This is a genomic window from Pseudomonas sp. MWU12-3103b (assembly GCF_023100615.1).
Taxonomy (GTDB): Bacteria; Pseudomonadota; Gammaproteobacteria; order Pseudomonadales; family Pseudomonadaceae; genus Aquipseudomonas; species Aquipseudomonas putida_A.
In genome coordinates, this window is the sequence record NZ_JALMEY010000002.1 from 252600 (window position 1) to 269491 (window position 16892).

Annotated in this window: 17 protein-coding genes; 8 read left to right on the forward strand and 9 right to left on the reverse strand. The window is 60.9% G+C overall.

Features of this window, described 5'->3' with window-relative positions:
* Positions 1-13: 13 nt before the first annotated feature.
* The gene (locus M0808_RS04950) at positions 14-1126 is read right to left on the reverse strand and encodes an enoyl-CoA hydratase/isomerase family protein (protein WP_247840148.1); all 1113 of its coding nucleotides are present in this window, start codon (positions 1124-1126) and stop codon (positions 14-16) included.
* 132 nt (positions 1127-1258) lie between these two features.
* On the opposite strand from M0808_RS04950, the gene ung reads away from it, so the two are divergent.
* A complete protein-coding gene (gene ung / locus M0808_RS04955; protein WP_247840150.1) occupies positions 1259-1951 on the forward strand; it encodes a uracil-DNA glycosylase in 693 nt (230 codons plus the stop codon).
* A gap of 119 nt (positions 1952-2070) precedes the next feature.
* Here the strand turns inward: ung and M0808_RS04960 are convergent, their stop codons facing one another.
* Genes M0808_RS04960 through M0808_RS04980 form a run of 5 tightly spaced genes read right to left on the reverse strand, consistent with a single transcriptional unit; the run spans position 2071 to position 7440 of the window.
* Entirely contained in the window at positions 2071-3105 is a 1035-nt protein-coding gene (locus M0808_RS04960; RefSeq protein ID WP_027614451.1) for an AbrB family transcriptional regulator, read from the reverse strand.
* Positions 3098-4612, reverse strand: a complete 1515-nt coding sequence (locus M0808_RS04965; protein ID WP_247840152.1) for a tripartite tricarboxylate transporter permease — start codon at positions 4610-4612, stop codon at positions 3098-3100. Before M0808_RS04965 ends, M0808_RS04960 begins: the two co-directional genes overlap by 8 nt.
* Before the next feature lies 1 nt (position 4613).
* Positions 4614-5072, reverse strand: coding sequence for a tripartite tricarboxylate transporter TctB family protein (locus M0808_RS04970; RefSeq protein ID WP_201135575.1), 459 nt, complete (start codon positions 5070-5072; stop codon positions 4614-4616).
* A gap of 58 nt (positions 5073-5130) precedes the next feature.
* On the reverse strand, positions 5131-6108 hold the full coding sequence (locus M0808_RS04975) for a tripartite tricarboxylate transporter substrate binding protein (RefSeq protein WP_169841079.1): 978 nt from the start codon (positions 6106-6108) through the stop codon (positions 5131-5133).
* 39 nt (positions 6109-6147) lie between these two features.
* The gene (locus M0808_RS04980) at positions 6148-7440 is read right to left on the reverse strand and encodes an OprD family porin (RefSeq protein ID WP_097086665.1); all 1293 of its coding nucleotides are present in this window, start codon (positions 7438-7440) and stop codon (positions 6148-6150) included.
* 236 nt (positions 7441-7676) lie between these two features.
* Between M0808_RS04980 and M0808_RS04985 the strand changes: the two genes are divergently transcribed.
* Complete coding sequence (locus M0808_RS04985; protein WP_003222545.1) at positions 7677-8348, forward strand: response regulator; 672 nt, start codon at positions 7677-7679, stop codon at positions 8346-8348.
* Positions 8341-9726 carry a sensor histidine kinase gene (locus tag M0808_RS04990; RefSeq protein WP_247840154.1) on the forward strand — a complete coding sequence of 462 codons (1386 nt, stop codon included), beginning with the start codon at positions 8341-8343 and terminating at the stop codon, positions 9724-9726. Before M0808_RS04985 ends, M0808_RS04990 begins: the two co-directional genes overlap by 8 nt.
* Before the next feature lie 117 nt (positions 9727-9843).
* On the opposite strand, the gene M0808_RS04995 is transcribed toward M0808_RS04990, so the two are convergent.
* Both M0808_RS04995 and M0808_RS05000 read right to left on the reverse strand, forming a co-directional pair.
* Complete coding sequence (locus M0808_RS04995; protein ID WP_027614457.1) at positions 9844-10665, reverse strand: HDOD domain-containing protein; 822 nt, start codon at positions 10663-10665, stop codon at positions 9844-9846.
* A gap of 35 nt (positions 10666-10700) precedes the next feature.
* Positions 10701-11642 carry a folate-binding protein YgfZ gene (locus M0808_RS05000; RefSeq protein ID WP_247840156.1) on the reverse strand — a complete coding sequence of 314 codons (942 nt, stop codon included), beginning with the start codon at positions 11640-11642 and terminating at the stop codon, positions 10701-10703.
* Between the two features lie 150 nt (positions 11643-11792).
* On the opposite strand from M0808_RS05000, the gene M0808_RS05005 reads away from it, so the two are divergent.
* A complete protein-coding gene (locus M0808_RS05005; protein ID WP_003222550.1) occupies positions 11793-12047 on the forward strand; it encodes a succinate dehydrogenase assembly factor 2 in 255 nt (84 codons plus the stop codon).
* A complete protein-coding gene (locus tag M0808_RS05010) occupies positions 12031-12483 on the forward strand; it encodes a protein YgfX (protein ID WP_097086670.1) in 453 nt (150 codons plus the stop codon). Before M0808_RS05005 ends, M0808_RS05010 begins: the two co-directional genes overlap by 17 nt.
* Here M0808_RS05010 and nadB read toward each other — a convergent pair.
* A complete protein-coding gene (gene nadB, locus M0808_RS05015; protein ID WP_098967664.1) occupies positions 12452-14068 on the reverse strand; it encodes an L-aspartate oxidase in 1617 nt (538 codons plus the stop codon). The two genes, M0808_RS05010 and nadB, sit on opposite strands and share 32 nt — an antisense overlap.
* A 558-nt stretch (positions 14069-14626) precedes the next feature.
* Between nadB and rpoE the strand changes: the two genes are divergently transcribed.
* Genes rpoE through M0808_RS05030 form a run of 3 tightly spaced genes read left to right on the forward strand, consistent with a single transcriptional unit; the run spans position 14627 to position 16797 of the window.
* The gene (gene rpoE / locus M0808_RS05020; RefSeq protein ID WP_003172477.1) at positions 14627-15208 is read left to right on the forward strand and encodes an RNA polymerase sigma factor RpoE; all 582 of its coding nucleotides are present in this window, start codon (positions 14627-14629) and stop codon (positions 15206-15208) included.
* Between the two features lie 30 nt (positions 15209-15238).
* Positions 15239-15826, forward strand: coding sequence for an RseA family anti-sigma factor (locus M0808_RS05025; RefSeq protein ID WP_003222558.1), 588 nt, complete (start codon positions 15239-15241; stop codon positions 15824-15826).
* An 8-nt stretch (positions 15827-15834) separates the two neighbouring features.
* On the forward strand, positions 15835-16797 hold the full coding sequence (locus tag M0808_RS05030) for a MucB/RseB C-terminal domain-containing protein (RefSeq protein ID WP_098967666.1): 963 nt from the start codon (positions 15835-15837) through the stop codon (positions 16795-16797).
* The last annotated feature ends 95 nt before the right edge of the window (positions 16798-16892 follow it).

Below are 16892 nucleotides of genomic sequence, written 5' to 3' on the forward strand. Positions count from 1 at the left end.
ATTTACCGGGCGTTCAGTATTGCGTCAGATCCGCCAACGGATGCCGACCTTCCCAGACCTTGTGAAAATGCGCCTCGACCACCGCGTCCGGGACGTTATTGATGTCCGGCCAATGCCAGTGCGGTTTCTGATCCTTGTCGATCAGCCGTGCCCGCACCCCTTCGCTGAATTCCGGGTGCCGACAGCAATTGAGGCTCAGTGTGTATTCCATCTGAAACACTTCGGCCAGCGACAGATAGCGGGCGCGGAGGATTTGTTCCCAGACCAGATGCGCGGTCAGCGGCGAGCCTTCGCTCAGGGTTTTCGCGGCGCGGGCGATCAGCGGGTCGCTGCTGTCGCGTTGCAGGCTGATGGCTTTCCAGGCACAGGTGACGTCGCTGACGTCGAGCAGTTCGTCGATCTGCTGGCGGCGCGGCAGCCATTGCGCCTCGGGCATCTGCCCGACGGCTTCCTGTTGCAGGGCTTTGAGCAGACTGTTGAGCTGCATGTCGGTCTGTTCCTGCCAGTTGAGTTGCAGCAGGCCTTCGATCAGTTGCGGTTGCTGCTCTTCAAGCAGGAAACGGTCGGCCAGATCCAGATCGATCGCATCGCGGCCGTTCATGTGCGCGCCGGTCAGTCCAAGAAACAAGCCGAGCTTGCCCGGCAACCGTGAGAGAAACCAACTGGCGCCGACGTCCGGATACAGACCGATGGTGATCTCGGGCATCGCCAGGCGACTGCTCGGCGTGACGATCCGCGTGCTCGCGCCTTGCAACAGGCCCATGCCGCCGCCGAGCACGTAACCGTGGCCCCAGCAAATCAGCGGTTTGGGGTAGGTGTGCAAGCTGTAGTCCAGGCGATACTCGGCGGCGAAAAACTGCGCCGCCAGTGGCGGGACTTCACCGGGGTGGGCCCGGCAGGCCTCCACCAGGCTGCGCACTTCGCCGCCGGCGCAGAACGCCTTGGCGCCATTGCCGCGCAGCAGCACGCAGACGATTTGTGGGTCCTTGGCCCAGGCGTGCAGTTTGTCGCTCAGGGCGTTGATCATCGGCAAGGACAGTGCGTTGAGCGACTTTTCAGCATCCAGGCTGGCGATCCCGAGGCGGGCGCCGTCGGTGCCGGTGAGTTCTTCGAAGTGCAGATTCATCGTGACCTCGATCGGGAATTTGAACGATCAGTATGATCGCTGTGTGGGAAAGTGCCGGATCTGTGTCAGATCAATTGACAAGCGTGGTCGGCTTTCCTAGGGTTCGCCCCATTGTTTTTGCCGGGTATGACCATGACTGCTGACGACCGTATCAAACTCGAACCAAGCTGGAAGGAGGCACTGCGTGCTGAATTCGACCAGCCTTATATGGCAGAGTTGCGCAATTTTCTGCAGCAGGAGCGGGCTGCCGGCAAGGAAATCTATCCGCCGGGGCCGCTGATTTTCAACGCGCTGAATTCGACGCCGCTGGATAAAGTCAAAGTGGTGATCCTCGGCCAGGACCCGTACCACGGTCCGGGCCAGGCCCATGGCTTGTGCTTTTCGGTGCAACCCGGCGTGCCGGCTCCGCCGTCGCTGGTCAACATCTATAAAGAGTTGAAGCGCGACCTGAACATCGACATTCCCAACCACGGCTACCTGCAGAGCTGGGCCGATCAGGGCGTGTTGATGCTCAACACCACCATGACCGTCGAGCGCGCCAATGCCAACGCGCACAAGGACAAGGGCTGGCAGTTCTTCACCGACCGGATCATCGAACTGGTCAGCGAACGCCAGCCGCATCTGGTGTTCATGCTGTGGGGGGCGCATGCGCAGAGCAAACAGAAGCTAATTGATGCGACCAAGCATTTGGTGCTGACCTCGGTGCATCCGTCGCCGTTGTCGGCTTATCGGGGCTACCTCGGTTGCGGGCATTTCAGCCGGACCAACAAGTTTCTCGAGCAAAATGGTGAAGCGCCGATCGAGTGGCGGTTGCCGCCGGTCTGATCGGCAGACCGGGCCGGCCCCTTCGCGAGCAAGCCCGCTCCCACATTGGTTTTGCGGCATGCACATAACCAATGTGGGAGCGGGCTTGCTCGCGAAGAAGGCAACTCGGTCTATCGGTGTTACTCGGGATTACGGTTCCAGTACTTGAACAACGGCTCCGCCAGAAACAGCACAAACAGCAACCGCATTACCTGCATCGCCGTCACCAGCGGCACCGACAGTTGCAGGGTCTCCGCCGTCAGGCTCATCTCGGCAATCCCCCCGGGCATCATGCCCAACGTCAGCGAACGCAGATCCAGATGGGTCAGTGCACTCAAACCTAAAGCCGCCAAGGTCGCGATCAACATGGTCAGCGCCGTGCCGATCAATGTACGCCCCATGAATGACGGCGCGCGGCGGAAGAACTGTCGATTGAAGTGACAGCCCAAGCCGCTGCCGATCAGCCACTGGCCGATCTGGCTTCCACCGTCCGGCAGGCCGATGTGCAAATCCCAGGCAATGCTCACCGTGGCACTGACCAGCAGCGGCCCGAACAGCCACGGATTGGGCTGACGCAAACGCTGCCAGAGCCAGGCGAGCAGGGCGCCCGTGGGAAACAGAATCGCCAGCCAGCGCCAATCGACGTTGCCGGCGTGGGAAATCGGTGTGCCATCGCCCAACAGATACTTGAACGCGGCCGGCACGCACAGCACCACCACCAGCACCCGCAGACTCTGCCCCGCCGCGACATGGCTGAGCAGCGCGCCATTGCGCGCGCCGAGGTTGACCATCTCCCCGGAGCCGCCGGGCATGCTTGAGAAAAACGCCGTGGCGCGATCTTCGCCGGTGCGGCGCATCAACCACACCCCGACCACCGCCGACAGGCTGGTGACCAGCGCACCGAAGAAGATCAATCCGAAATGACTCAGCACCTGCTCCATCACCAACGGGGTGAAGTGCAGGCCGATGCCGATGCCGACAATCCATTGGCCGCATTTGCGCCCGCCGGGGATTTCCGTGAGTTGCCACGGGGTCAGGCAGCGCACCAGGATGATCGCCAGCAGCGAGCCGACCATCCACGGTAGCGGCCAGCCGATCTGGCTGGCGATAAAACCGCCAAGCAGACCGACCAGCGGGGTCGCCCACCAGCTTCTGAGGGAGGAGCGATCAGACATCGGCGATGGCGCGTTGCGCCGCCGAACGTTTGCGCCAGATGCGCAGCAGCGGCATCAGCAACATGAACGCGGTCAGGATCCACACGCCGAAAGTGATCGGGCTCGACCAGAGGATTTCCAGCGCACCGTTGGAAATCGACAGCGCACGACGCAGGTTCTGCTCCATCAGCCCGCCGAGAATGAACCCCAGAAGCACCGGCGACAACGGGAAATCCAGCTTGCGCAGGATGTAGCCGAAGATACCGATGCCGACCATCAGGAACAGGTCGAAGGTGGTCGCATGCACGGCGTAGACGCCGATCCCGGTGATGATCGCGATCACCGGCACCAGTGCCCAGTTCGGCACGGCGAGGATGCGCGTGAAGATGCGGATCATCGGGATGTTGAGGATCACCAGCATGATGTTGGCGATGAACAACGACGCGATCAGGCCCCAGACGATGTCCGGTTGCTGTTGGAACAGCAGCGGCCCCGGGGTGATGTTGTACAGCGACAACGCGCCGATCATCACGGCGGTGGTGCCCGAACCGGGTACGCCGAGGGTCAGCATCGGCACCAGCGCGCCACACGCTGAAGCGCCGATCGCAGTCTCAGGAGCGGCGAGGCCACGGGCGTCACCCTGACCGAATTTGCCGCCGGCACCGGCGATGCGTTTTTCGGTCATGTAGGCCACGGCACTGGCGAGCGTCGCGCCGGCACCTGGCAACACGCCCATGATGAAACCCAGCAGGCCGCAACGGATGTTCACCACGAACACCGACGCCGCTTCCTTGAAGTTGAACATCATGCGCCCGGTGGCTTTCACCGCTTCCTGGCCGCGATGGGTTTTTTCCAGCAGCAGGAGGATTTCACTGACCGAGAACAGACCCAGTACCAGCACCACGAACTGGATGCCGTCGGTCAGGTGAATGTTGTCGCCGGTGAAGCGGTATACGCCGCTGTTGGCGTCGATGCCAACGGTCGACAGAAACAGCCCGATCAGCGCCGCAATAAAGGTTTTCAGTGGTCGATCGCCGGCCATGCCACCGAGGCAGACAATCGCGAACACCATCAACACGAAGTATTCCGCCGGGCCGAAGGCAATCGCCCATTTCGCCAGCAGTGGGGCGAACAGCACCATGCCGCAAGTGGCGATGAACGCACCAATGAACGAGCTCCACGCCGACAGCGACAGCGCCACCCCGGCCAGGCCCTGACGCGCCATCGGATAACCGTCGAGGGTGGTCATCACGGTGGAAGCTTCGCCCGGGATGTTGAGCAGGATCGAACTGATCCGCCCGCCGTATTCGCAGCCCAGATACACCGCCGCCAGCAGAATCAGCGCCGACTCCGGTGGCAGGCCGAGGGCGAAGGCGATCGGGATCAGCAGGGCCACGCCATTGATCGGACCCAGGCCCGGCAACAGCCCGACCACGGTGCCGATCAGCGTGCCGGTCAGGGCCGTGACCAGGTTGTACGGACTCAGCGCGACGCCGAAGCCCTGACCCAAATAACCGAGAGTATCCATATCAGTTCTCCAGAACGTCGAGCAGGCCCAGAGGCAGTGGAACGTCCATCAGACGGTCGAACAGCAGGTACAGACCGATGGCCATCAACGTTGTCACCACAATGCTCGGCAGCCAGCGACCGCCATACAGGCGCGCCATCGGGATGCCGATCAGGATGCTGCTGAGGATGAAGCCCAGCGGTTCGAACAGGCCGGCGAACACCAGCAGCAGGACGACGCAGATGCCGATCTTGGTCAGGGTTTGGCGATCCAGCGGTGGCTCGTCTTCGCTGTGTTTGATCGGTGCCGGGCGGAACACCATGTACAGCAGCGCCACGCCCATCAGGCCGAGCATCAGCAGAGGAAAGGCGCGCGGGCCGACCGGTTCATAAGAAAAAGCCGCTTGATACGGCCACGCCATCAGCGCCAGGCCAACGCAGGCCAGCAACAGCACCGAGGCGAAAATGCGTTGTAAGAGCATGGGAAACTCCTGTGCCGAGGCCTCGATGCGCGAGGCCGCAGCCGCTAGACAGAGACGATCACTGAATCAGGCCGAACTCTTTGGCCAGCACTTTGTAGTCCGCGACCTGCTTCTTCACGTAGGTGTCCAGCTCCGGGCCGGTCATGGCGAACGGGAACAGTTCACGTTGATCGCGCAGCTTGGCGAAGTCGTCCGAGGCCAGCAGTTTGTCGAAGGCGTCTTTCCACCAGGCGTAGTCTTCGTCGCTGACTTTTGGCCCGAGGTAGAAACCGCGAACTACCGGCCAGACGATGTCGTAGCCCTGCTCGCGCGCGGTCGGGATGTCCTTCATTTCCGGCTCGTCGATGCGCTTGTCGGCGAACACTGCCAGCAGGCGCATGTCACCGCTCTGGATGTGCGGCATGGAGTCGGAGATGTCGGTACTACCCACCTGGATGTGACCGCCGAGCAGTGCAGTAGCGATTTCGCCGCCGCCTTCGAGGGCGACGTAACGCAGGTCACGCGGGTTGATCCCGGCAGCCTTGGCGATCAGTGCGGTCTGCATCCAGTCCTGGCTGCCGACGGTGCCGCCGGAACCGATGACCACGGAGCTCGGATCTTTCTTCAGGGCTTTGACCAGATCGTCGAGGGTCTTGTAGGGCGAATCGCTTTTCACCGCGATGGCGCCGTAACTGGTGCCGACGGCGGCCAGCCAGCGCACATTGGTTTCATCGAAACGACCGAACTTGCCTTGCGCCAGGTTCAGCAACGAACCGCTGGACCACGCCACCAGCGTGCCTGCATCGGCCGGACGCTGGGCGACGACCGCGTTGTACGCCACTGCGCCGACACCGCCGGGCATGTAGGTCACGCGCATCGGTTTGGTCAGCAGTTTTTCGTTGACCAGCGCGCTTTGCGCCAGTTTGCAGGTCAGGTCGAAACCGCCGCCGGGGGAGGCCGGGGCGATGCATTCCGGACGTTTCGGTTCGGCCATCAATTGGCCGGCGAACAGCATGACGCTAGCGGCCAGAGCAACTTTACGCAGTGATAAGTTCATCTATGTCTCCTTGGGAGTTGTTGTTATGGACGTACTGAATTACCAAAGGGCAACGCTATAGCTCACCAGCAGACGCACTTCATCGGCATCGCGAGCGGAGTAGTTGGAACGGTAGGTGGCATTACGCAGGCGTACGGCAACGTCCTTCAGGGCGCCGCTTTGTACTACATATTTGATCTCGGTGTTGCGCTCCCACTCTTTGCCTTCTTCGCCATTCTTGAGCTTGATGTTGTCACCGCTCAGGTAACGGCTCATGAACGACAGGCCAGGGATGCCGAGGCGGGCGAAGTCGAAATCGTAACGCGCCTGCCAGGAGCGTTCTTCGGCGCCGGCAAAGTCGTTGATCTGCACGAAGTTGACCAGGTACGGGTCGCTGCCATCGACATAGGGGAACGCGCTGTCGCCGGACATGTGCTGATAACCGGCGCTGAACTTGTGGCCGCTCAGGGCGTAGCTGACCAGACCGTTGAGCGAGCGGTTGTCGATCTCGCCACCACGGGCCGCGCCCTGATCGTCACTGACCGCAAAGCGCAGGTCGGTGGCGAAGGTGCCCGGGCCCATCGGCCGCGAGGCGACCAGACCGAAGAAGTGCTGGTTATAGACTTCGTCGAGCTGGGCGAAGTGGTAACTGCCGGTGATCTTGTCGGTGAACTTGTAGTCCACGCCGGCAAAATCGAAATGCTTGCCGGCCACGGTGCCCGCGAAGCGGCTGTTCTTGTTGTTGAGGGCTATGTCCTCGAAATCGGTGCTGTCGCGATCCTTGGCTTTCTCCAGACGCCCACCGGTGAAGGTCAGGTTCTTGATCTCTTTGGAGGTCAGCAAACCACCTTCGAACGTCTGCGGCAGGATGCGCCCGTCATTCGGTTTGAGGATCGGCAGTTCGGGAATCAGGCTGCCGATTTTCAGTTCGGTGGCGGAGATTTTCACTTTGCCGGTCAGGCCGACTTTCGAGTATTCGTTCGCCGCGCGCCCGTCATCGTGGGTCGGCAACAGGCCGGTGCCGGTACGATCCGGGCTCGAATCAAGTTTGACCCCGAGCATGCCCAGCGCATCGACACCGAAGCCCACGGTGCCGTCGGTGTAACCCGATTGCAGGTTGAGCATGAAACCCTGCGCCCATTCATCACGCTTGCTTTGCTGGGCACTGGTGCCGTCGCGAAAGTCGCGGTTGAAGTACATGTTGCGGGTTTCGAAGGTGGCGGAACTGTCTTTGATGAAGTCGGCGTAGCTCAACGGTGAGAAACCGGCGAGGGCAGCGGTGCTGGCGAGGGTGGCGTGGCGCAAACGAGAAGGACGAACAGGCGTAGAAGCCTTGGTCTGCAAGGACGGCATGCGGGTGTACTCCGTTTATTGTTCTTATTGGTCGAAAACGCTTCGAGGCGTTTTTCGTATCGCTGTGTGGCAGCAGCGACGGCAGTCGAAACTGTCCGTGACCGGACTCTAACGGGCTAACCTTTCACTAACCTTTCAGCTGGATTTCGCGGGTTTCGGGCTTCACAGCGGCGGTTGCGGCTGTAAACTCCGCGGCAAAGAGTGGCGTCGGCCATCCCTGAATGAGGTAGAGATCCATGCGTGTTCTGCTCGTCGAAGACCATTTGCAACTGGCCGAAAGCGTCGCCCAGGCGCTCAAGAGCACCGGTCTGACCGTGGACGTGTTGCACGATGGCGTGGCCGCCGACCTGGCGCTGGGCAGCGAGGAATACGCGATGGCGATCCTCGATGTCGGCCTGCCGCGCATGGACGGTTTCGAGGTGCTGGCACGCCTGCGCGCACGTGGCAAGAACCTGCCGGTGTTGATGCTGACAGCGCGCAGCGATGTGAAGGACCGCGTACACGGCTTGAATCTCGGCGCTGACGATTACCTGGCCAAACCGTTCGAACTGACCGAGCTCGAAGCCCGGGTCAAAGCCCTGTTGCGGCGCAGTGTGCTCGGTGGCGAGCGTCAGCAGCGCTGCGGCGTGCTGGCCTACGATCTCGACACCCGGCGCTTTAGTCTCGGCGAAGAACTGCTGACTCTGACCTCCCGCGAACAAGCCGTGCTCGAAGCGTTGATCGCCCGCCCGGGCCGGGTGATGAGCAAGGAGCAACTCGCCGCACAGGTGTTCGGTCTCGACGAAGAAGCCAGCCCCGATGCCATCGAAATCTACGTGCATCGCCTGCGCAAGAAACTCGACGGCCAACCGGTGGCGATCGTGACCTTCCGTGGCCTCGGTTACCTGCTGGAAAGTCGCGATGCATAAGCCCAGCAGCCTGCGCTGGCGGTTGCTGTGGAACCTCGCGTTGTTGCTGGTGGTGTTGATGCTCGCCAGTGGTCTGAGCGCGTACTGGAACGGGCGCGAAGCTGCCGACACGGCTTACGACCGAACCCTGTTGGCCTCGGCGCGAACCATTGCCGCCGGCCTGTCGCAGCGCGACGGCACGCTCAGCGCCGACGTGCCCTACGTGGCGCTGGACACCTTCGCTTACGACAGCGCCGGGCGGATTTACTACCAGGTCAACGACATCCACCAGAAGCTGATTTCCGGCTACGAAAACCTGCCCGGACCACCACCCGGTACGCCAAGAACTGACGATTATCCAGCGCTCGCGCGCTTCTATAACGCGACCTATCGCGGGCAGAACGTGCGCGTGGTCAGCCTGCTCAAAGCGGTCACCGAGCCGAACATGAATGGCATGGCGGAAATCCGTGTCGCCGAAACCGACGAGGCGCGGGTCAGCATGGCCCGCAGTCTGGCGGCCGATACGCTGCTGCGTCTGGGCATGCTCGCGATCGGCGCCCTGTTGCTGGTGTGGTTCGCGGTGAGTGCCGCGCTGCGCCCGCTGGAGCGTTTGCGCACGGCGGTGGAGGAGCGTCAGCCCGATGATTTGCGGCCGCTGCCGCTGGTGGAAGTGCAACATGAATTGTGGCCGCTGGTGCGCGCGCTCAATCACTTCACCGAACGCTTGCGCGGGCAGTTCGAGCGGCAGGCGCAGTTCATCGCCGATGCCGCCCACGAACTGCGCACGCCACTGGCGGCGTTGAAGGCGCGGCTGGAACTGGGGCTGCGTTCGACTGAAGCGGAAACCTGGCGCAGCACGCTGGAATCCTCTGCGCAAAGCACTGATCGCCTGACCCATCTGGCCAATCAACTGCTGTCGCTGGCGCGGGTGGAAAACGGTGCCCGGGCGATTGCCGAGGGCGGCGCGCAATTACTGGATCTGAGTCAGTTGGCCCGCGAGCTGGGCATGGCCATGGCGCCGTTGGCTCATGCACGCGGGGTCGCGCTGGCTCTGGAGGCGGATGAGCCGGTGTGGCTGCGCGGTGAGCCGACGTTGCTCAATGAACTGCTGAGCAATCTGGTGGACAACGCACTGGCGCATACGCCACCGGGCGGCAACGTGATTCTGCGGGTCGCGGCGCCGGCGGTGCTTGAAGTTGAAGATGACGGGCCGGGCATTCCGCTGGAGGAGCGGGATCGGGTGTTTGAACGCTTCTATCGGCGCAATCAGCAGGTTGCGGGCTCAGGGTTGGGGCTGGCGATCGTCGGAGAGATCTGCCGGGCGCATCTGGCGCAGATCACCTTGCACGATGGAGAGCAGGCCGGTTTGAAGGTTCGGGTGAGTTTTATTGCTGGATAAATGTGGTGTTGGTGCGGGCCTCTTCGCGAGCAAGCCCGCTCCCACAGGGAATCCACGCCGTACACAAATCCCCTGTGGGAGCGGGCTTGCTCGCGAAGGCCGCGCCGCGGTTCCGGATCAGTAAAACATCGTCCGCGATTCTTCCAGATCCGCGCACAACTCCTTGTTCTCCGGATCGATCCCAAGCTTCCTGAACGCCGGCACGCTGAGTGGGTCAATCCGCGCAATCGGATGATCGCTGTCCTTGTGACAATACAGACTCGCCACCTGCACCAGATCGACGTAATCGAGGTGCGCCGAGTCGCGTTTGAAATCCAGATACAGCCCCGGTAACGCCACCAGTTGCTCGGGAAATTCCCAGACCCGCAACAGCTTGTCGCCCAGCAACGGGTGGATGTGGTCGATCACATGGTTGAGGCTGACCGGGTCTGACAGCAGTTCGTAGTGATCTTCGGCGTATGTGAGGATCGGCAATACGCCGATCTGATGCACCAGTCCGCCCAGCGCCGCCTGATCAGGTTTGAGTTGGGTGTGCCGACGGCACAGAGCGTAGCTGACGCCGGCGATCTCCAGGCTCTTGCGCCAGACTTCGCGCATCTTCTGTTCGACCACCTCGGAGCGGGCGTGGAAGATCTGTTCCATCACCAGGCCGATCGCCAGGTTGCTGCTGTAGTTCACCCCCAGTCGGGTGATCGCGGTGTGCAGGTCGGTGACTTCCTGGGTCGCGCGCAGCAACGGACTGTTGACCACTTTGATCAGGCGTGCCGACAGCGCCGTGTCGCGGCCAATCACTTTGCTCAGGTCGCTGACACTGATCTCCGGGTCTTCGGCGGCCTTGCGAATTTGCAGGGCCACTTCCGGTAACGTTGGCAGAACCAGGTCATCGTTATCGATGGCCTCAACCAAATCCTGTTGGACCTTATCCGCCAGCTCGCTCATGTAGATTCTCTAGGGTGTTGCAACAAAAGCTGCGATCAGCGCTGGATTTCGCGGTCGCGATCCAGTTCGTAGGGCAGGTCGAGCAAATGCAGGGCTGGCCCTTCAAGGGCGCCCAGGTGCAGATCACCCGCTTCGGCAGCTTCGGCCTGCAACACCGCCAACAGTTCAATCTTTTCTGCGGCGCGGGCGGCAATCACCACTTCGCCGATGGCGCTGCTGTGGCTTGGGGCGAACAGCGGGGTGCCCGGCTCTGGCAGTTCAGTCGCGTCAAGTTCTACGCGATAGAGGCGACGCTTGAGCTTGCCCAGGTACTGCATGCGCGCGACGATTTCCTGGCCGGTGTAGCAACCTTTCTTGAAACTCACGCCACCGACGGCCTGCAAGTTGAGCATCTGCGGGATGAACAGCTCGCGGGTGGTCGGCATGACCTGACCGATACCGGCGCGAATCTGCCCCAGCAGCCATTGGTTCAATTCGCCTTCAGGCAGGGCGGTGGCCAACTTGGCTTTGATGGCGTCGGCTTGATCGGCCGGTACCCAGAGTTCGGCGCGTTCCGGCGAGACGCGAAGCGCAATCAGGGCTGCGCTGCGCACTACGCTGTCGGTTTCGCTTGGCAGGCTCAGACCCAGGCTGGCCAACGCGGCGTCGCCGTGCTCCAGGCCAAAACGCACCCAGGCGGCGCTTTCGTCGGTCAGTTTGGACTTGGAGAACACCGCGTACTTTTTCAGATCCGCCAGTTGCGGCTCCAGCAGTTCACTGGCCATTGCCAGCAGCACGCCGTCACCTTCGAGCAGAATGCGGAAGCTCGACTGCATCCGGCCTTTTTGCGTGCAGCGCGCGCCCAGGCTGGCCTGGCTGTCGCTGAGGTAATTGATGTTGCAGGTCAATTGGCCTTGCAGGAATTTGCCGGCATCCACGCCGCGAACCGCGAGTACGCCTTCATGAGACAGGGTGCAGAAAAAAGCAGAATCGGCCATGGGTCATCGCAGGGTAAAAAAGTCTGGGGCACATCATAAGGGCGCGTTGTTGAAATGGGTAGTTGATAAAGGATCGGTGGTGCCCGACCAAAGCCGACTGTGCGACCCGCGCCGGGGCTGTATACTGCGCGCCTATTTGAGGAGGGCTCCATGGTCGAACAAGTTGAACTCAATCGCCTCTTCTGGCACAGCCGCCGCGGCATGCTGGAACTTGACGTACTGCTGGTGCCGTTCGTGAAAGAGGTCTATCCGCACCTCAACCAGGTCGATCGCGACTTGTATGTCCGTCTGCTGACCTGTGAGGATCAGGACATGTTCGGCTGGTTCATGGAGCGCAGTGAGTCCGAAGACCCTGAGCTGCAGCGCATGGTCCGGATGATCCTGGACCGTGTTCAGCCCAAGTAATACGTTCGAATGCCGCTGGCATGCCTCTCGGCAGTTGCTGGCGGCGTATCTGTTGACCCAGGCGTTCGCGCTGGGTGTGTTGTTTCTCCTGTCGATTCCACTCTGGGCCTGTCTGCTCGGGGCTTTCGCCTGTCTGCTGCACGCCGTGTGGGTGTTGCCACGGCAGATTCTGCTGACGCATCCGCAGGCTTTTTGCCGATTGCGCCGCGATGCCGATGGCTGGCAATTATGGAATCAGGCGGGCGGCTGGCAAGCAGTCCAGCTGCGCCCTGACAGCCTGGCGTTGCCGTTGATCGTGGTGCTGCGCTTTCGTTTGCGCGGGGAGCGGCGGGTGCGCTCGATCTGTGTACCGCGAGACTCGCAGGCAGCGGATGTGCACCGACGCCTGCGAGTGCGGCTCAAGTTCAGCCGGCGTAGGTGGGCGGCACCAGAATAGTGTCGAGCGCCTCGGGCAGCAGGTTCGGGTAGTCGAGGGTGTAATGCAGACCGCGACTTTCCTTGCGCTCCATGGCAGAGCAGATCATCAGTTCGGCGACTTGCGCCAGATTACGCAGCTCGATCAGGTCGCGGCTGACTTTATAGTTGCTGTAGAACTCGTCGATCTCGTCCAGCAACAGACGCACGCGGTGCTGCGCTCGTTGCAGGCGCTTATTGGTGCGCACGATCCCCACGTAGTCCCACATGAAGCGGCGCAGCTCGTCCCAGTTGTGGGCGATGATCACGTCCTCGTCGGAATCGGTGACCTGGCTGGCGTCCCACTCGGGCAGGGCGGTTGGCGCGGTGACGTCATCCAGTTGTGCAAGGATGTCCGCTGCCGCCGAGCGGGCATAAACGAAGCATTCGAGCAGCGAGTTGCTGGCCATGCGGTTGGCCCCGTGCAGGCCGGTGAAGCTGGTTTCGCCGATGGCGTACAGCCCCGGCACATCGGTGCGACCGTGTTGATCGACCATCACCCCACCACAGGTGTAGTGCGCCGCCGGCACGACCGGGATCGGCTGTTTGGTGATGTCGATGCCGAAACCCAGGCAACGTTCGTAGACGGTCGGGAAGTGGTTTTTGATGAAGGCTTCAGGCTTGTGGCTGATGTCGAGATACACGCAGTCGACGCCCAGCCGCTTCATTTCATGGTCGATGGCGCGGGCGACGATGTCGCGTGGCGCCAGTTCGGCACGTTTGTCGAAGCGCGGCATGAACCGTTCGCCGTTGGGCAGCTTCAGGTGCGCGCCTTCGCCACGCAAGGCTTCCGTGATCAGGAAACTCTTGGCCTGCGGGTGATACAGGCACGTAGGGTGGAACTGGTTGAATTCCAGGTTCGCCACTCTGCAGCCCGAGCGCCAGGCCATGGCGATGCCGTCACCGCAAGCGCCGTCGGGGTTACTGGTATAGAGGTAGACCTTGGCGGCGCCACCGGACGCGAGGATCACGAAGCGTGCGCCGTAGGTGTCGACTTCGCCGGTCGCGCGATTCAGCACATAGGCGCCGAGGCAGCGCTCGCCACTCATGCCCAGACGGCGTTCGGTGATCAGATCAACGGCAACTCGCTGCTCCAGCAGTTCGATGTTGCTGCGTTCTCTGGCCTGGGCGAGGAGGGTGGTGAAAATCGCTGCGCCGGTTGCGTCCGCGGCATGGATGATGCGCCGATGGCTGTGGCCGCCTTCGCGAGTCAGGTGGAATTCGAAACCGCCGTCTTCGGTGCCGGACTGTTCGTCGCGGGTGAACGGCACCCCCTGGTCGATCAGCCACTGGATGGCTTCGCGGCTGTGCTCGACGGTAAAACGCACCGCGTCTTCATGGCACAGACCGCCGCCGGCGTTCAGGGTGTCGTCGACGTGGGATTCGACAGTATCGGTATCGTCCAGCACGGCAGCGACGCCGCCCTGGGCCCAATAAGTCGAGCCGTTGGCCAGATCACCTTTGCTCAATACGGCAATGCGCAAATGACCCGGCAAGGTCAGCGCGAGACTCAAACCGGCAGCGCCGCTGCCAATGACCAGAACATCGTGTTGAAACTGTTGGCTCATTTCAGGATTCCGCTCAAAGCGACCCGGATCGGGGGTGGCGCAGGACAGCTGGATCGGCGAGTCAAGACAGCCACACAGCCCACTAGTATATAGAGGGGTGGAGCGGCACAATAGCCGAGCTCGTATGGCATTGTGAAACTACTGTGACGACAAAAGCTTGACGCTTCGTCGGACGTTTTTTTCTGTCGTTTTGGGAAAAGGCGACTGTATCGAGGATGAAACAGGCTTTTTCAGCGCACGGTTGCTCGATGTCGCTTCAGCGCGGCTATAAATAATTGGAACTTTTGCCAGAGGCCCAAGATCAATAGTCAGTTGCCAGAAGCACGGGACAGTGTCGGCTTCAATGCAGAACCTGCGATTGGGTTTTTGCCGGCGAACCGATGACAAGATTATTCGCGCAGCCGGTTTATCCCGCGCTGCGTTTTTCGTGCGTGCCAAATCAGAGCCCGCAGGAAACTTGCCTGGAGGGGGAGAACTTTTGCGAAAAGCCCGAGTCTATGTTTGCAAGTCTGGTCGTTTAGTTATGCAAGCCTCCTCCATGCTTATCGAGGAGTGTTCATGCTAACCCAGGAAGAGGATCAGCAGCTGGTCGAGCGCGTTCAGCGTGGCGACAAGCGAGCTTTCGATCTGCTGGTGCTGAAATATCAGCACAAAATTCTCGGGTTGATCGTGCGTTTCGTGCACGACACCCATGAAGCCCAGGATGTGGCTCAGGAAGCCTTTATCAAGGCCTACCGAGCGCTAGGAAACTTTCGCGGAGACAGCGCGTTCTATACGTGGCTTTACCGCATTGCCATCAACACGGCAAAGAACTATCTGGTTTCACGCGGCCGCCGGCCGCCGGATAGCGATGTAAGTTCCGAAGATGCAGAGTTCTACGACGGCGATCACGGCCTGAAGGATCTCGAATCGCCGGAACGCGCGTTGCTGCGGGATGAGATCGAAGGCACCGTCCATCGAACCATTCAGCAACTGCCAGAGGATTTACGTACGGCTTTAACTTTACGTGAATTCGATGGTCTGAGTTACGAGGACATTGCGAGCGTCATGCAGTGTCCGGTGGGTACCGTGCGCTCCCGGATTTTCCGCGCCCGGGAGGCCATCGATAAAGCCCTGCAGCCGTTGTTGCAGGAAAACTGAGACAGCGGCGACAGCCAAGAGAGGAACGCCATGAGTCGTGAAGCCCTGCAGGAATCGCTGTCCGCAGTGATGGATAACGAAGCGGACGAACTGGAATTGCGTCGAGTGATCAATGCACTGGACGATGTTGAAACCCGTGAGACCTGGGCTCGTTATCAGATCGCTCGGGCAGCCATGCACAAGGATCTGCTGCTTCCGCGTCTGGACATTGCTGCGGCAGTTTCTGCTGCGCTGGAAGACGAAACGGCTCCAGCCAAAGTATCCCGCGGCCCTTGGCGCAATCTGGGTCGTCTGGCCGTTGCGGCTTCGGTGACCGTTGCGGTACTGGCTGGTGTGCGCCTGTACAACCAGGACGAGATCGCTGGCGTCGAGCTGGCCCAGCAGTCCAATCAGCCTTCGCTGGTTGCGCCGCAGGTCAAAGGCCCGGCCGTCCTGGCTGGCTACAAGGAAAGCTCGGAAACTACGGGGCCGATGGCCAACGGCGTTCTGCAAGGTCAGCCAGGCTGGCACGATCAGCGTCTGCCAGGCTATCTGCGTCAGCATGCCCAGCAAGCTGCGTTGAAAGGTACTGAAAGCGCTCTGCCTTATGCGCGTGCAGCAAGCATGGAAAACCGTTAAGGAGGATCATGCGCGCCATACCTCTACTTTCGCTTCTGCTTAGCGGCTGGTTCATTGTTCCAGCCCATGCCGACGAGGCCCAGGACTGGTTGATCCGCCTGGGTCAGGCCGAGCAGCAGCAAAGCTTCCAAGGCACTTTCGTATACGAGCGTAACGGTAGTTTTTCTACCCACAATATCTGGCATCGTGTCCAGAGTGGTCAGGTCCGCGAGCGTTTACTTCAGCTCGACGGCTCGGCTCAGGAAGTCGTGCGTGTTGATGGGCATACTCAATGCGTCAGCGGCACTCTGATTGCGGGGTTGGGAGACTCTCCCAACTCGACCGCTCGTTCGCTTGATCCCCAAAAGCTGAAAAACTGGTATGAGCTTGCCGTCATCGGCAAGTCGCGCGTGGCCGGGCGTGATGCGGTCATCGTATCGTTGACGCCTCGCGACCAGCATCGTTATGGTTTCGAACTGCATCTGGATAAACAGACCGGATTGCCACTGAAGTCGTTGTTGCTCAACGATAAAGGGCAGCTACTCGAGCGTTTCCAGTTCACCAGCCTCGATACCGCTGATGTCCCGTCGGACAAAGACCTTCAAGCTGGCGCCGAGTGCAAGGCCGTCACTATTGATAGTGACAAGGCGTCTGCCGTGAAAACGGCTCAGGTCTGGCATTCCGACTGGCTGCCTCCGGGTTTCGTGCTGACCAGCAGTACTTCACACAAAGATTCCGAAACCAAAACTCAAGTCAGCAGCCTGATGTATGACGACGGGCTGGCGCGGTTTTCAGTGTTTCTTGAGCCGTTGAACGGTGCAACAGTGACCGATACCCGCACGCAGTTGGGGCCGACTGTCGCAGTTTCCCGCCGCCTCACTACGCCTGAGGGTGAGATGATGGTGACGGTGGTCGGCGAAATTCCAATCGGCACGGCCGAGAGGATTGCTCTTTCGATGCGTAACGATGGCGCTGCAACCAGCAAGCAGTGAGCTGATTTCAGTCATTTCCACTTCTTCTTTGAGACGTAGATGAAATGTTTGCTCAGCATTTTCATTTGCAAATCACCCGAAAGTTTTTTATAGGT

Bases quoted from the DNA above. Each gene is read 5' to 3' on its own strand.
- M0808_RS04990 (WP_247840154.1), top strand. From the start codon at position 8,341: ATGCATAAGCCCAGCAGCCTGCGCTGGCGGTTGCTGTGGAACCTCGCG.
- rpoE (WP_003172477.1), top strand. From the start codon at position 14,627: ATGCTAACCCAGGAAGAGGATCAGCAGCTGGTCGAGCGCGTTCAGCGT.
- M0808_RS05005 (WP_003222550.1), top strand. From the start codon at position 11,793: ATGGTCGAACAAGTTGAACTCAATCGCCTCTTCTGGCACAGCCGCCGC.
- M0808_RS04950 (WP_247840148.1), bottom strand. From the start codon at position 1,126: ATGAATCTGCACTTCGAAGAACTCACCGGCACCGACGGCGCCCGCCTC.
- ung (WP_247840150.1), top strand. From the start codon at position 1,259: ATGACTGCTGACGACCGTATCAAACTCGAACCAAGCTGGAAGGAGGCA.
- M0808_RS04995 (WP_027614457.1), bottom strand. From the start codon at position 10,665: ATGAGCGAGCTGGCGGATAAGGTCCAACAGGATTTGGTTGAGGCCATC.
- M0808_RS04975 (WP_169841079.1), bottom strand. From the start codon at position 6,108: ATGAACTTATCACTGCGTAAAGTTGCTCTGGCCGCTAGCGTCATGCTG.
- M0808_RS04985 (WP_003222545.1), top strand. From the start codon at position 7,677: ATGCGTGTTCTGCTCGTCGAAGACCATTTGCAACTGGCCGAAAGCGTC.
- nadB (WP_098967664.1), bottom strand. From the start codon at position 14,068: ATGAGCCAACAGTTTCAACACGATGTTCTGGTCATTGGCAGCGGCGCT.
- M0808_RS05000 (WP_247840156.1), bottom strand. From the start codon at position 11,642: ATGGCCGATTCTGCTTTTTTCTGCACCCTGTCTCATGAAGGCGTACTC.
- M0808_RS04970 (WP_201135575.1), bottom strand. From the start codon at position 5,072: ATGCTCTTACAACGCATTTTCGCCTCGGTGCTGTTGCTGGCCTGCGTT.
- M0808_RS04980 (WP_097086665.1), bottom strand. From the start codon at position 7,440: ATGCCGTCCTTGCAGACCAAGGCTTCTACGCCTGTTCGTCCTTCTCGT.
- M0808_RS04965 (WP_247840152.1), bottom strand. From the start codon at position 4,612: ATGGATACTCTCGGTTATTTGGGTCAGGGCTTCGGCGTCGCGCTGAGT.
- M0808_RS05030 (WP_098967666.1), top strand. From the start codon at position 15,835: ATGCGCGCCATACCTCTACTTTCGCTTCTGCTTAGCGGCTGGTTCATT.
- M0808_RS05025 (WP_003222558.1), top strand. From the start codon at position 15,239: ATGAGTCGTGAAGCCCTGCAGGAATCGCTGTCCGCAGTGATGGATAAC.
- M0808_RS04960 (WP_027614451.1), bottom strand. From the start codon at position 3,105: ATGTCTGATCGCTCCTCCCTCAGAAGCTGGTGGGCGACCCCGCTGGTC.